Here is an 11,943-nt window from a genome sequence, read left to right as displayed (position 1 = left end):
CAACTCTTTCATCACCAGGACAGAGGCCACCTGCTGAGGAACCGGCGGATTATCCCTTCCACGACTCGGGACGGGGCACTTGGAAGGCGCTGTGGACCATGCTGTTGGTTTCGGCGCCTCCGGCGATGACCGAGTGCAGGATTCCGTTGTAGACGAGGTCCCAGACATCGCGGTCTTCTTGGAGGTCGTCGGATTTGACCATGACGACGCGTCCGGCGCTGTCTTTGAAGTCCAGGTGGATGGCGTTGCTGCGGTGCTTGGCTTTGATCTCGGTCAGCTCGTACAGCCGCACCCACGCCTTGCCGACCTTGAGCCACTCGGCCCCCACGGCGCACTCCACCGCGCGGAACGAGGCGTAGACGACCAGCGAACCCGTGGCGACGATGAGCCACATCCACCAGGCACTCATCCACGACGGATCAAGCCCCTGCAAAAGCGTGATACCGAGGGCGATGATGACGAACGCGCCCAATCCGGCCGTGATCGCATTACGCTGGCTGTGGCGGTACCACTCCAGCATGCGCCCTTCACCCTCCGGTGGAGTCGGCATGCGACGAATGGTCTGGTCCCGGTCGCGGTCCTGCTCCTTCGGCGGCTTGCCCTCCTTGTGGAACCCCGGTGCCCGAGGTGGACGAGGTTCTCCGCTGACCGGGTCAGGCTTAGGAGGCAGCTCTGAGGTGGCGAGAAAGAGACGATCGTCGTTCATGCTGACCTCCCGGCAGGCACTGTTTCGGAGACGTGGGTCATTACTCTCCTGTCGCTGCGTTGACGCCCCAGCCAGCGGCCCAGCTTCCGATAGCCCCGCCGACGACGCCGCCGATGACGGTCCCCACGCCGGGGCAGATGGCCGTACCAACTATGCCGCCGAAGTAACCGCCGGCAGCGCCTCCACCAAGATTCGCGGCGGTGTCCTCCGTCGCCTCCCAGACATTCTTGCCGTTGGCAACATCCCATGCCGCGGAGCCGATCGTCAGCGTGGTACCGACTGCCGGAACCCCACGCACCAAGCCCCTACTGACATTGGCAACGCGTAGCGTGCCTTTTACCAATCCGCTCGCGTCTGCGGAGACGATGCTTCGCGCCTTCGAGCCGACCGGTCCGCCCATCCTCTTGGCGTCGTCGGCGTATGCCGCGTTGGTGCTGGCCACCTTCTTGTAGCTGTCGGCGGCCTTGTTGAAGCGGTCGCGGACGCTCCCGGAGTACTTCTCGGCGCGAGCCTGCAAGGTGGAGGCCGTGTCGTTCCACTGGCTAGCTTTTTGAAAGAAGTCCCCGGCGGCGTCGGTGGAGCCCTTGATGGTGTTGAGGCCCTGGCCGACGACGAACATCGCGTAGGTCTTGGTGGCCTTGGCCGTCGCCAGCGGGTCCTTCATGGCCTGCTCGAGCGCTCGATGCGCCTCCTCCTGCCTGGTGCGGGCGGCAGGCCAGATACACCTGCCGCGGCAGGTGTTCCATCTCGTCCGGGTGCAGCACGCGTGGACGATCCCCGACTTCGGACACGCCTCCTCCCACGGCGAGCGGCACGCAAGCAGCCATGATCGAGCCGGGACGAGACCGTACCCAACCGCGATCGAGGTCGGGAGCGTGGACCTACTCAGCACCCGAACGGAGCAGTGCGGCGGATCGACGGAACAGCTCTCGGCTCTCGGGGGCACTCGGTCGCTACAGCAGGGCTGTATGCGGAGCACGCGCAACCGTGGCATCACTCGTGGCGCGAATCGGGGTCAGCAGGGGCGACTACAGCGGGGTAGGGGGCCGCAGGTGCGGTCTTCGTCGCTGATCGTGATGGGTGTCGGTGCTGGTGTCCGGCAACGACTTCAGTCCCGGCCCGCAGATCGGGCGTACAGGCAGCAACGGCTCGATGCGCTGCGCTGATCCACCGCGATTGTCGATGTGTTGGATGAGTCACCGGCGCTTTCCCTTTGGATGACGCGTGCTCGGGACTACGGTACTTCTGATATTTCAGAAAGTACGCAACACAGAGGTAATCGAGAGTAATCGTCCATGAGCGTTTCCGACGTCCCTCCTGCTGCCACCACCGATTCGAATCCTCGGGAATCCTGGGGTTCGAGGTTCGGTTTCATCATGGCCACGGCCGGGTTCGCCGTGGGACTCGGCGCCATCTGGCGCTTTCCCTACCTGGTCAGTGAGAACGGCGGCGGGGCGTTCGTGCTCGTCTACATCGTGATCTCCGTGCTGGTGGGTATTCCCCTGTTCATCGCGGAGCTCATGCTCGGTCGGCGCACGCAGAAGGGTCCGATCCTGGGCATGCGGGAGCTCACCCGCTCCGGTAACCCGTTCCGTGCCATCGGTTGGCTCGGGACGTTGTCGGCCCTGCTGATCATGTCGTACTACGTGGTCATTCTCGGGTTCATGGTGGGATACTTCGTCATGTCCCTCACCGGCACTTTCAGCGCCGGAACCACCGCCGAGCAGATCAGCACCACCTACAGCGCATTCACGGCCAACACCCCCGCCATCGTCGCGGCCACGGTGGGGATCATCGCCGTGACCGGATTGATCATCAGCCGCGGGCTCAAGGAAGGCATCGAGCGGTCGACGAAGTTCCTCATGCCGCTGTTGCTGATACTCCTGATCGGGCTCACCGTTTACTCGCTGCTGCAACCCGGGGCCGCGAAAGGCGTGGCCTGGTACTTGACCCCGGACTTCTCGCTCATCACCGGCGAGGTCATCCTGGCCGCTCTGGGGCAGGCGTTTTTCGCGATCGGCATCGGCGTGGCCACCGCTTTCATCTTCGGCAGCTACCTCGACAGGGAGAAGTCCCAAGTCCCCGGGGACTCGGTGAGCATCGTGGGTGTCAACACCCTGATCGCCATCCTCGCCGGACTCATCATTTTCCCCGCCATACGTTCCTACGGGTTGACCGAGGCGGAGGGGCCGGGGCTGGTGTTCCAAACCATGCCCAACGTCTTCGCCCGCATCCCGGGTGGGTTCATCGTGGGGCCGGTGTTCTTCCTGCTGGTGCTCATCGCCGGACTCACCTCCGCCATCGGATACTCCGAAGGCATCGCCGGTTCGTTGCGGGAACTCACCGGTTGGAGTCGTCGACGGGCCAGCTGGGCGACGGTCGGAGCCATCCTCGTGCTCGCCGTGCCGAGCATGCTCTCCTACGGAGGGAACGGTCCGCTCTCCGATGTGATCATCGCAGGCAAGAACCTGTTCACATGGGCCGACTTCATTTCCGGCAGCATCCTCATGCCGCTGGGGGCCTTGCTGATCATCGTGTTCGTGGCCCTGTTCTTCGGCTTCAACCGGTACCGGGAGGAGGCCAACCGCGGCGCCGGAGCCATTCGAGTCCAGGGTTGGTGGAAGCCGCTGGTCGTGGTGGTCATCCCGCTGGCCGTGGCCGTCATCATGGTCACCGGTCTGCTCCCGCAGTGATGTTTCGGTTTTCGGTTGTGGCCGACCAGCCGGGCGATGTCCTCCAGCGCCATGTCGGAGTCCGACAGCAGTGACACGAAGCTGTGTCACGTCTCGCGAGGCGCCCACTGGCGCACCAGAGCACCATAAGGCCCGAACAGCCGTAATCTCGGTCCTGCCGGATGGCGAGTTCCGCGTGCGACCGACCGGGAGCTCAACGGACTCCCGACGAGGTGCGCGGCCTGCTCGGTCGCCTGGACGATGCGCCCTCTGCCCTCTCCGCTGGGGCTGCGGGGATGCCGATCGGGAAGGACTCAGAAACAAATCAGGTGCGGCTTATCGGGCTCTCAACCGGGGTCCCTAAGCTGCCCGTGATGACATCCGGAACCGCAGCGAACGCGGAGAACAGCGACAGCGCTCCCGCGATCGCGCAGGAAGAAACCCCGTCTTACGATCAGCTACCGGAGACGCCCCAGGAGAACACCGAAGCCGGTGGCGAAAGCACCGACACCGGCGACACCGGTGGCGAAAGCACAGCCACCGGCGCCACCGGTGGCTTCGTGGCGGGTGCCGTCGCCACTGTCGGTGCCGGTCTCGGGCTGAGCTCTCTGACCGGCACGCCGCTCGGGAACATGCTGCGTTCCCGCGCGGAAATCGTCGGCCAAATCAAAGCCAGTACCGGCGGCGGAGGCGACCCGGTCGAGGCCTTCTACAGCGCTCCCTGGCACACAGCGGCGCTCGTCAACGGCATCTTCGCCGTGATCGCCGTTGTTCTCGGTGGTGGTGTACTGCTGACCGCCTCCGTCCGGAACAACAGCATCCGGCCGTGGGTGAAGGCTGTGGCTCTGGGCGGCGTCCTGCTCGGTGTGCTCGGTCTGCTCGTTGCGGGCGGTATGTACTTCGACCTCTTCGCCGGTCGGCCCGAGATGCCCGCGATGCCCGGTCTCGGCCGCTGAGAGGGCGCGGAGCGCACGTGACACTCGTAGAACGCGTATGCGGGCACGGCAACAGCACGGCGGCATACGCGTTGAGGGCTTCCGAAGGTGGGGCCGTCCCACCTTCGGAAGGTCGGGAGAGTGTCTCGTGACGCGGGATGCCTCGAAGCGGGCGAGAGCACGGGCGGGTGCGTAAAACCGCGGTAAGGGCATGAAATGAGGTCAGCACGGTGATTGCAGTGGGGTAGTGGTGCCGTGGGTGTGGTCGCCGTTGCCGGCCGGGTGGGTATCGGTGCTGGTGAGGCGCCTCGTAAGGAGAAGCTCAAGAGCTGCTACCGAGGCTTGACCCACTCGTCCAAATGCGGTTTTTCGGTTCCGATGGTGGTCGAGTCACCGTGGCCAGGATGCACTCCGGTCTCCTCGGGCAGTGTCAGTAGGCGTGCGCTGATCGAGCTGATGATCACGGTGAAGTCGGAGTAGGAGCGACCGGTCGCTCCTGGTCCTCCGGCGAAGAGGGTGTCGCCGGTGAAGACCGCACCGAGTTGCGGTGCGTACAGGCACACGGCGCCGGGTGCGTGGCCGGGGGTGTGCAGCACGCGAAGCGCGATCCCGGCGACCGGTACTTCCTGCCCGTCGGTGAGCGTGCCCTGTGGATTATGCCCGGGATGGGTCATGCGCCAGAGCACGAGGTCGTCCGGGTGCAGCAGCACGGGTGCGTCGAGTGCCTCGGCCAGTTCGGGTGCGACGCGCACATGATCGTCGTGAGCGTGAGTCGCCACAATGGCTCGAACACGGCGGCCGGCGACCAGCTTCCGGATCGCGTCGACGTCGTGCGGAGCGTCGATCACGACACACTCCCTGTCGTCGCCGACGACCCACACGTTGTTGTCCACCTCGAAGGTTTGGCCATCCAGGGAGAACGTTCCCGATGTCGTGGTGTGGTCGATGCGGGCGGACATCACAGCATCACCACCGAACGCAGCACCTCGCCGTGCTCCATCTTGGTGAACGCCTGCTCGACCTCGTCGAGAGCGATCTCCTCGGAGACGAACTTCTCCAGCGGCAACCGGCCCTGCTGGTACAGATCGACCAGCATCGGGAAGTCCCGGCTGGGTAGGCAGTCGCCGTACCAGCTGGACTTCAACGCACCACCCCGAGCGAATACGTCCAGCAGAGGCAGCTCCAGCTGCATCTCGGGAGTGGGAACACCCACCAGTACCACCGTTCCGGCCAGGTCGCGGGCGTAGAAGGCCTGCTTGTAGGTTTCGGGCCTGCCGACGGCCTCGATGACCACGTCGGCACCGTTGCCGCCGGTGAGCTCGCGAACGGCTTCCACGGTGTCGGTCTCGGTGGCGTTGATTGTGTGAGTCGCACCCAGCTCAACGGCCCAGTCAAGTTTCTTTGGATCGGTGTCGACTGCGATGGTTTTCGCCGCGCCGGCCAGGTGGGCGCCGGCTATAGCACCGGTCCCGACGCCGCCGCAGCCGATGACCGCCACCGAATCACCACGGGTGATCTGACCGGTGTTGATCGTCGAGCCGATCCCGGCCATGACCCCGCAGCCGAGCAGCCCGGCCACCGCGGGCCGCGCGGTCGGATCGACCCTGGTGCACTGCCCGGAGTGCACCAGGGTGCGTTCGGCGAACGCGCCGATGCCCAACGCCGGCGACAGCGGCGTGCCGTCCTGCAGGGTCATCGGCTGGGCGGCGTTGTGCGTGTCGAAGCAGTACCAGGGTTCGCCGCGCTTGCACGCCCGGCACACTCCGCACACCGCGCGCCAGTTGAGCACGACGAAATCACCCTCGGCCACATCCTCGACCCCGGCACCGACGGACTCCACAACCCCGGCGGCCTCGTGCCCGAGCAGGAACGGAAACTCGTCGTTGATCCCACCCTCGCGGTAGTGCAGATCCGTATGGCAGACCCCGCAGGCCTGCACCCGCACCACGGCCTCCCCCGGTCCGGGGTCAGGAACATGGATCGTGGTCACCTCGACCGGCTCGCCTTTGGCCATGGCCACGGCAGCACGTGCCTCGGTCATTGTTCTCCTCTCGAAAAGAGCTGATTCGTCGCGGTGACGAGTGGAAAAGTGGGGAGCTCGATGCCGTCAGCTCACCGCGGCAGCGGTGTGCGAGGCGTCGAGGAACTCCTCCCGGAAGATCTTGCGGGGAGCCATGCGCCGTCGCTTGAGCGCCTTGACCCCGGCTTCCACCATGGGTGGCGGGCCGCACAGGTAGGCGCTGAGACCCTTGCACGAGGTGAAGTCTTCCAGCACCGCATCGGTGACCATGCCTGTCGCGCCGTCCCACTCCTGTTCGCTGAGGCAGGGACGGTAGGTGAACTGCTCGTGCTGCTGCTCCAGCCGGTGGAAGAACTCCGTGTCGTAGAGGTCCTGGCGGGTGCGGCCGCCTTGATAGAGGTACAGCTGCGGCGCCAGTTCGTCGGCGAGCGCGTGCTGCACGATCGACTTCAGGGGGGCCAGACCGGTTCCGCCTGCGATCAGGATGGCCGGCTCTTCCTGCGGGGTGTTCATGCCGAAGTCTCCGAGGGGACCCTTGAGCTCGACACGATCTCCTCGCTGCATTTCCCGGAACATCCAACCGTCGGTGGCGATACCGCCCGGGGTGCGCTTGATGTGGAACTCCAGCCGGTCGGTCTGCGACGGTGGGTTGGCCATGGAGTACTGCCTTGTCACGTCGGTGCCCGGCACCTTGATCTCGGCGTACTGCCCGGCGTTGAAGTTCATCGGCTCGTCGAGTTCGACGACCAGTCGGCGGATGTCGCGTGCGATGTCGTCGAGTGTCACCACGGTGCCGGTGACGTCCTTGAGCGGATGGCGCACCACACCGTCGTCGGGATCGAGCTGTTCGACCGGCTCCAGTACCAGGCTCGAGCGCGGTGTGGCCTGACAGCCCAGTGCGATGCCGGCGTCCCGCTCCTCGGGTGTGAGCGTGTATTCCGAGGAGTCGCGGTGGTCGATCTCGCCTTCCAGCACTTTCATCTTGCAGGTGCCGCAGGTGCCCTGGGTGCACGAGTGCGGCAGCCAGATGCCCTCCCGCAGGAACGACTCGAGAACGGGCTGATCGTCGGAGCAGGACGTGGACTTTTCCAGCGTGCTGATCCGGATCTCGTGAGTATCGCTCATCGGTGCGTCCTTTCTGTCCGGTGATGCCGGGGTCCGGTGTGCCACCGCGCCGGACCCCGACTCGGCCGTCGACCGTCACACTTCCCACGTGACGGGCACTTCCAGCGGGCTGCGGAAGCCCCATCCCCAGTAGTCCGTCTCGGAGTCGGTATTGGACTCGAGGTTGGGGATGGCCTCGAACAGTTCCTCCAGGCCGATCCGGACGACCTCGGTGGCGAAGTAGGTGCCCGCGCAGGCATGCTTGCCCGCACCGAAGGCCAGGTTCGGGATCGGCGTGCGGTCCAGGTCGTACCGGGACGGACCGTCGTAGTCGTTCTCGTCGTGATTGGCCGAGCCGTAGGACATCATCACCACCGAGCCGGCAGGCAGCTCGACGCCGTCGATGGTCAGGTCCTTGGTGCTGCGCCGTGCGGTGGCCGACCAGATGGGCGAGGTCCAGCGCACGGCTTCGGTGATCGCCCGGCGGATCAGCGAGGGGTCGTCGATCACCCGCTCCAGCTGGTCCGGACGGGTGAGCAGCCCGGCGATGGTGGAGGCCATCGCGTGGCCCGGTTCCTGCATCGCGCCGAGCAGATACACGAACACGTTCGGGTAGATGGTCTCCCGGTCGCGCACCTGCCCTTCGGGCATACCATCGTGCAACCAGTGGGACAGCGCGCTGTCGTCGGGCTCGACCGTCCACTTGTCCAGCAGCGGGTCGAGGATCTCGCGAATCTCGGCCTTGGCCTCGTCACCCGGGATGAACCCGTCCGGATTGGCGAAGTTGCCGTCGGCGTCCACTCCCGCGTTGGTGAACGACACGTTGAGCTTGCGGAACCACTCCCGCAGCTTGTCCGAGCTCACCGACTGCAGTCCCATCAGATCGCCGAGGCTGCGGACGCTGACAGGCTCGCAGAACTGGGCGACCAGATCAGCGTGGCCGTCGTTCTCGAACTGCTCGAGGTAGCGGCGCGCGATGGGTCGTGCCAGGCCGTCGACGTAGCGGTCGACCTGGCTGGGCTGCAGGCCGGGATCGACCATGGCGCGCAGCTCGTCGTGCTGCTCGCCGTTGGCGTCGAGCACCGCCGGATCCCCGAAGGTGCGCCTGCCCGCCGGGGTGATGACGCCTTCGAAGTCCCCGTCGTCGGCGCCGGCGATGCGCTTGCACATCTCCTTGGTCGAGGCCACGTGACAACCGAGTGCCGGAACGTAGGCCAGCGGCGCTTCTGTGCGCAGGCGCTCGTAGAACGGATACGGGTTCTGCTCGAGCTCCTCCATCGTGATGTCGGCGATCCAGTCCGGGCTCGTCGTGGTCATGGACCTGCTCCCTTGGTAGTGCGTGGCCCGACCGTGCTTGGCAGAGGCACCATCGAGCTGATCAGCAGCGGTGACCGCTATGCGTATTGCTATGCCGCTATGCGGTAGCAGGAAGAAGACCACGCGACCTCATCGGCCGTCGATCCGGCGAGCGCGAGGGAGGTACAAAAAGCGCGGCGAACTATGTTCCGGCTCTCAGTACACCTTTTGGTGACGGGTGTCACGCGGTTGAATGCTGCTGAGGCGATGGAAACGGAGTGCGGAAGCTTGGGGTGAGAGGAGGCGACGTAGTGAGCACGTCCCCCGAGGTCATCAGCGCGATGGACACGCACGACTGGAACGAGGCTGCCAGGGCGGTCTCGGGTGCCTACTTCCCGCACGAGCTGAAACTGCTTTCGCCTGCGGACCGCCTCGATCTTTCGATGCGTACTGCCGATCTGGGTTCCGTGACGATCGGTCGGATCGGCTGGGGCGCCGAGGTCGCCATCGACTGTGACTACCCGGACGCCTACGAGGTGAACATGCCGATGGCGGGATTCCTCGAGTCAGCGCACGAAGGAGAGAAAGTCGTCTCCGGTGAAGGGGAAGGCACGGTCTTCCAACCGAACATCGCAACCCCCATTACCCGCTGGTCGCAGGATTGCACGGTCGTCGGGGTGAAGTTTGATCGCTTCAGCCTCGAGCGAGAGATGGAGCGAGTGCTGGCCTCCCCGGTGCACCGCAAGGTCGACGTGCCTTCCCACATCGATCCCCGGACAGCGGCAACCAGAAGCTGGATGCACTTCGTGCGGATGCTCTCCAACGACCTGCCGCACATGAGAGACCTGCTGAGCAGCGATCTGATGAAGAAGCAGATCGCCAGCACCATCGCGACCGGATTCATCCTCGCGGTCACTCCGGACCTCGAAACCACGCCGCCCGCTCGTCCGCGCATCGTCAACCGGGTGCTCGATCAGATGCACGACGATCCTGCTCGTCCGTGGACGGTCGCTGACATGGCCGAAGTCGCCGAGGTGAGCGTGCGGCGTCTCCAGGAAGGGTTCCAGCAGTATGTCGGCACGACCCCTGTGGTCTGCCTCAGGAACATCCGTCTCGCGCACGCCCACGAAGACCTGACGAAGGCCAACGATTCGACAACCGTCGCCGAGGTCGCGGCACGATGGGGGTTCACGCACACCGGGAGATTCGCTGCGGCGTATCGAAGCAAGTACGGAATGTCGCCCTCCGAATCCCTGCGCTCGTGACGCACTGAAGCCGGTCGTTGGAGCACCTGGTGATCTTTGACGACGGACTCCGGAGCGCCGAGTCACGAGTTCGTGCCGGAGTCCCACCTCACCGGCTACCTCGACTCTTGCCACGCCTATCGAATGTCGATAGATTTCCATCGTGACTCGATCGAAGGAGAGACGATGGGAAAGCTGACAGTGCTTGCGCTGCGCGTCGTGCTCGTGGTGCTGCTCGCCGGCTCGGTGTTCGTGCAGGCAGTGATGGTGCCGCTGCTGGCCATCGACATGACCGAGCTCAGCGCGGCCCTCGCGTACCTGCGCACCCCGCTCCTCGTGATCACGGTGCTGGGCATCGTGGCGGTCCAGGTCGTCCTGGTCTGCGTGTGGCGGCTGGTGACGATGGTGCGACGCGGAACCGTGTTCTCCCACGCCGCCTTCCGATACGTGCACGTCGTGATCGGCGCGATCGTGGCGGCCGCCCTCCTGGTGTTCGCGCTCGCGGTCCTGCTGGCCTCGGCGAACCACGTGGTGCCGGGTGACGCCGTCGCCCCGGGCGTGGTCCTGCTGATGTGCGGGGCTGTCGTGGCAATCCTGGGGGTCGCGCTCATCGTGCTCGTGCTGCGGATGCTGCTCGCTCAGGCCGTCGCGCGCGACGTCGAGGCGGCGCAGCTGCAGGCCGAGCTGGAAGAGGTGATCTGATGCCGATCGCCGTCGACATCGACGTGATGCTGGCCAAGCGGAAGATGTCCGTGGGCGAACTCGCCGACCGCGTTGGGATCACGCCCGCCAACCTGGCAGTACTCAAGAACGGCCGTGCCAAGGCGGTGCGCTTCGCGACGCTCGCCGCGCTCTGCGAGGCGCTCGAGTGCCATCCGGGAGACCTGCTGCGCTGGGAGGCCGAGGACGCCGCGGACGGGTGACGCCGGCCGTCGGAGACGGTGGCCAGGGCCGAGACGTCCGCTCCGTAGTGGACGAGGTCGGTGATTTTCAGCCGAACCGTGGGAACACCGCGTTGGGACGGGTCTGCACCGAGCTGCACATCGATCTCGCCGGCCCGGACGGAGGTGTGCTATGAGCCCACTCGAGCCCACCGCGGCACTGGCCGCCGCCACCCTGGCCAGCTCGGCCGGCCTGCTGGTTACCGGCCTGCACGTGCGCCGGCTGCGCCGGCAGCTGCGCACCGATGCGTTGACCGGGCTGGCCAACCGCAGCGGCCTGCAACGAGCCGTCACCCGCACCCCGGCACGCCCGGGCGAATGCGCGGCCGCACTCATGATCGACCTCGACGGGTTCAAGACCGTCAACGACACCTGCGGCCACCGCACCGGCGACCGGGCGCTCGTCGAAATCGCCCGCAGGCTGGATCGTCACCAGCAGCGTGGGCAGCTGGCGGTGCGGCTGTCCGGCGACGAGTTCGCCCTCTACCTCGGGCGCCTGCCCAACACCCCGCAGTGCTGGATCCAGGCTCACCACACCGCCCAGCAGGTCGCCGACAGCCTCGCCGCACCCCTGTATCTCGACGGTCGGCGCCTGAGCATCACCGCCAGCGTGGGGGGCGGCATCGCCGCAAGCAGCAGGCTCGACGACCTCCTCGAGCCGGCCGACCGGGCCATGTATCGGCAGAAGACACCGAGCCGCCGACGCCCGGAGGTGGCGTGATGGCACGGAAGTCCAATGCCCAGTCCGCCCGCGAATACCGCGCTCGCAAGCGGGCCCGGAACCCGCCGCTGCGCCGCCCCGGCGAGAACGTTCACCGTGCCGGGCAACCCTGGCGGGTGCTCAGCGACGAGCAGGTCCGTGACATCCGGGAACGCCTGGCCGGCCCGGACGCGCCCACCCAGGCGGTCCTGGCCCGCGAGTACGGCATCCACCCCTCCACCGTGTGCCAGATCGCCCGCGGGCGGCGCCGCAAAGGCGTCACGTGACAGGTGATCACTCGTCCCCGGCCTCGGCTGTCCACCAA

The 11,943-nt window shown here is 66.1% G+C and carries 13 protein-coding genes; 7 read left to right on the top strand and 6 right to left on the bottom strand.

Annotation, left to right across the window (positions count from 1 at the left end; all coding sequences use genetic code 11):
- Positions 1-49: 49 nt before the first annotated feature.
- Entirely contained in the window at positions 50-550 is a 501-nt protein-coding gene (locus tag DFQ14_RS15295; RefSeq protein WP_246195701.1) for a hypothetical protein, read from the bottom strand.
- Positions 551-746: 196 nt separating this feature from the next.
- A complete protein-coding gene (locus DFQ14_RS15290) occupies positions 747-1,370 on the bottom strand; it encodes a hypothetical protein (protein ID WP_114453970.1) in 624 nt (207 codons plus the stop codon).
- Between the two features lie 631 nt (positions 1,371-2,001).
- Between DFQ14_RS15290 and DFQ14_RS15285 the strand changes: the two genes are divergently transcribed.
- Together DFQ14_RS15285 and DFQ14_RS15280 are read left to right on the top strand one after the other, a co-directional pair.
- The gene (locus DFQ14_RS15285; RefSeq protein WP_114453969.1) at positions 2,002-3,399 is read left to right on the top strand and encodes a sodium-dependent transporter; all 1,398 of its coding nucleotides are present in this window, start codon (positions 2,002-2,004) and stop codon (positions 3,397-3,399) included.
- 353 nt (positions 3,400-3,752) lie between these two features.
- Positions 3,753-4,334, top strand: a complete 582-nt coding sequence (locus DFQ14_RS15280; protein WP_114453968.1) for a hypothetical protein — start codon at positions 3,753-3,755, stop codon at positions 4,332-4,334.
- Positions 4,335-4,645: 311 nt separating this feature from the next.
- On the opposite strand, the gene DFQ14_RS15275 is transcribed toward DFQ14_RS15280, so the two are convergent.
- The 4 genes from DFQ14_RS15275 to DFQ14_RS15260 form a co-directional block, all read right to left on the bottom strand.
- On the bottom strand, positions 4,646-5,272 hold the full coding sequence (locus DFQ14_RS15275) for an MBL fold metallo-hydrolase (protein WP_114454061.1): 627 nt from the start codon (positions 5,270-5,272) through the stop codon (positions 4,646-4,648).
- A complete protein-coding gene (locus tag DFQ14_RS15270) occupies positions 5,272-6,354 on the bottom strand; it encodes an S-(hydroxymethyl)mycothiol dehydrogenase (RefSeq protein WP_114453967.1) in 1,083 nt (360 codons plus the stop codon). Before DFQ14_RS15270 ends, DFQ14_RS15275 begins: the two co-directional genes overlap by 1 nt.
- A gap of 66 nt (positions 6,355-6,420) precedes the next feature.
- A complete protein-coding gene (locus tag DFQ14_RS15265) occupies positions 6,421-7,458 on the bottom strand; it encodes an NADH:ubiquinone reductase (Na(+)-transporting) subunit F (RefSeq protein WP_114453966.1) in 1,038 nt (345 codons plus the stop codon).
- Positions 7,459-7,533: 75 nt separating this feature from the next.
- Positions 7,534-8,754: a cytochrome P450 gene (locus DFQ14_RS15260; protein WP_114453965.1), complete on the bottom strand. Its 1,221-nt coding sequence runs from the start codon at positions 8,752-8,754 to the stop codon at positions 7,534-7,536.
- A 320-nt stretch (positions 8,755-9,074) separates the two neighbouring features.
- Here DFQ14_RS15260 and DFQ14_RS15255 point away from each other — a divergent pair, with 320 nt between their 5' ends.
- The 5 genes from DFQ14_RS15255 (at position 9,075) to DFQ14_RS15235 (ending at position 11,905) form a co-directional block, all read left to right on the top strand.
- On the top strand, positions 9,075-9,998 hold the full coding sequence (locus tag DFQ14_RS15255) for an AraC family transcriptional regulator (protein WP_114454060.1): 924 nt from the start codon (positions 9,075-9,077) through the stop codon (positions 9,996-9,998).
- A gap of 165 nt (positions 9,999-10,163) precedes the next feature.
- Complete coding sequence (locus DFQ14_RS15250) at positions 10,164-10,679, top strand: DUF2975 domain-containing protein (protein ID WP_114453964.1); 516 nt, start codon at positions 10,164-10,166, stop codon at positions 10,677-10,679.
- Entirely contained in the window at positions 10,679-10,900 is a 222-nt protein-coding gene (locus tag DFQ14_RS15245) for a helix-turn-helix domain-containing protein (RefSeq protein ID WP_114453963.1), read from the top strand. The genes DFQ14_RS15250 and DFQ14_RS15245 overlap by 1 nt, the downstream gene beginning before the upstream one ends.
- 151 nt (positions 10,901-11,051) lie before the next feature.
- Complete coding sequence (locus DFQ14_RS15240) at positions 11,052-11,639, top strand: GGDEF domain-containing protein (RefSeq protein ID WP_114453962.1); 588 nt, start codon at positions 11,052-11,054, stop codon at positions 11,637-11,639.
- Positions 11,639-11,905, top strand: coding sequence for a helix-turn-helix domain-containing protein (locus tag DFQ14_RS15235; RefSeq protein WP_114453961.1), 267 nt, complete (start codon positions 11,639-11,641; stop codon positions 11,903-11,905). The genes DFQ14_RS15240 and DFQ14_RS15235 overlap by 1 nt, the downstream gene beginning before the upstream one ends.
- Positions 11,906-11,943: the final 38 nt, after the last annotated feature.

Origin of the sequence: Halopolyspora algeriensis, from assembly GCF_003337235.1 — a bacterium.
GTDB lineage: Bacteria > Actinomycetota > Actinomycetes > Mycobacteriales > Pseudonocardiaceae > Haloactinomyces > Haloactinomyces algeriensis.
This window is presented reverse-complemented; position numbering and strand designations above follow the sequence as displayed.

Coding starts and splice junctions, on each gene's coding strand:
- DFQ14_RS15295 (WP_246195701.1), bottom strand. CDS start 550: ATGCCGACTCCACCGGAGGGTGAAGGGCGCATGCTGGAGTGGTACCGC.
- DFQ14_RS15270 (WP_114453967.1), bottom strand. CDS start 6,354: ATGACCGAGGCACGTGCTGCCGTGGCCATGGCCAAAGGCGAGCCGGTC.
- DFQ14_RS15235 (WP_114453961.1), top strand. CDS start 11,639: ATGGCACGGAAGTCCAATGCCCAGTCCGCCCGCGAATACCGCGCTCGC.
- DFQ14_RS15250 (WP_114453964.1), top strand. CDS start 10,164: ATGGGAAAGCTGACAGTGCTTGCGCTGCGCGTCGTGCTCGTGGTGCTG.
- DFQ14_RS15255 (WP_114454060.1), top strand. CDS start 9,075: ATGGACACGCACGACTGGAACGAGGCTGCCAGGGCGGTCTCGGGTGCC.
- DFQ14_RS15260 (WP_114453965.1), bottom strand. CDS start 8,754: ATGACCACGACGAGCCCGGACTGGATCGCCGACATCACGATGGAGGAG.
- DFQ14_RS15290 (WP_114453970.1), bottom strand. CDS start 1,370: ATGAAGGACCCGCTGGCGACGGCCAAGGCCACCAAGACCTACGCGATG.
- DFQ14_RS15285 (WP_114453969.1), top strand. CDS start 2,002: ATGAGCGTTTCCGACGTCCCTCCTGCTGCCACCACCGATTCGAATCCT.
- DFQ14_RS15245 (WP_114453963.1), top strand. CDS start 10,679: ATGCCGATCGCCGTCGACATCGACGTGATGCTGGCCAAGCGGAAGATG.
- DFQ14_RS15280 (WP_114453968.1), top strand. CDS start 3,753: ATGACATCCGGAACCGCAGCGAACGCGGAGAACAGCGACAGCGCTCCC.
- DFQ14_RS15240 (WP_114453962.1), top strand. CDS start 11,052: ATGAGCCCACTCGAGCCCACCGCGGCACTGGCCGCCGCCACCCTGGCC.
- DFQ14_RS15265 (WP_114453966.1), bottom strand. CDS start 7,458: ATGAGCGATACTCACGAGATCCGGATCAGCACGCTGGAAAAGTCCACG.
- DFQ14_RS15275 (WP_114454061.1), bottom strand. CDS start 5,272: ATGTCCGCCCGCATCGACCACACCACGACATCGGGAACGTTCTCCCTG.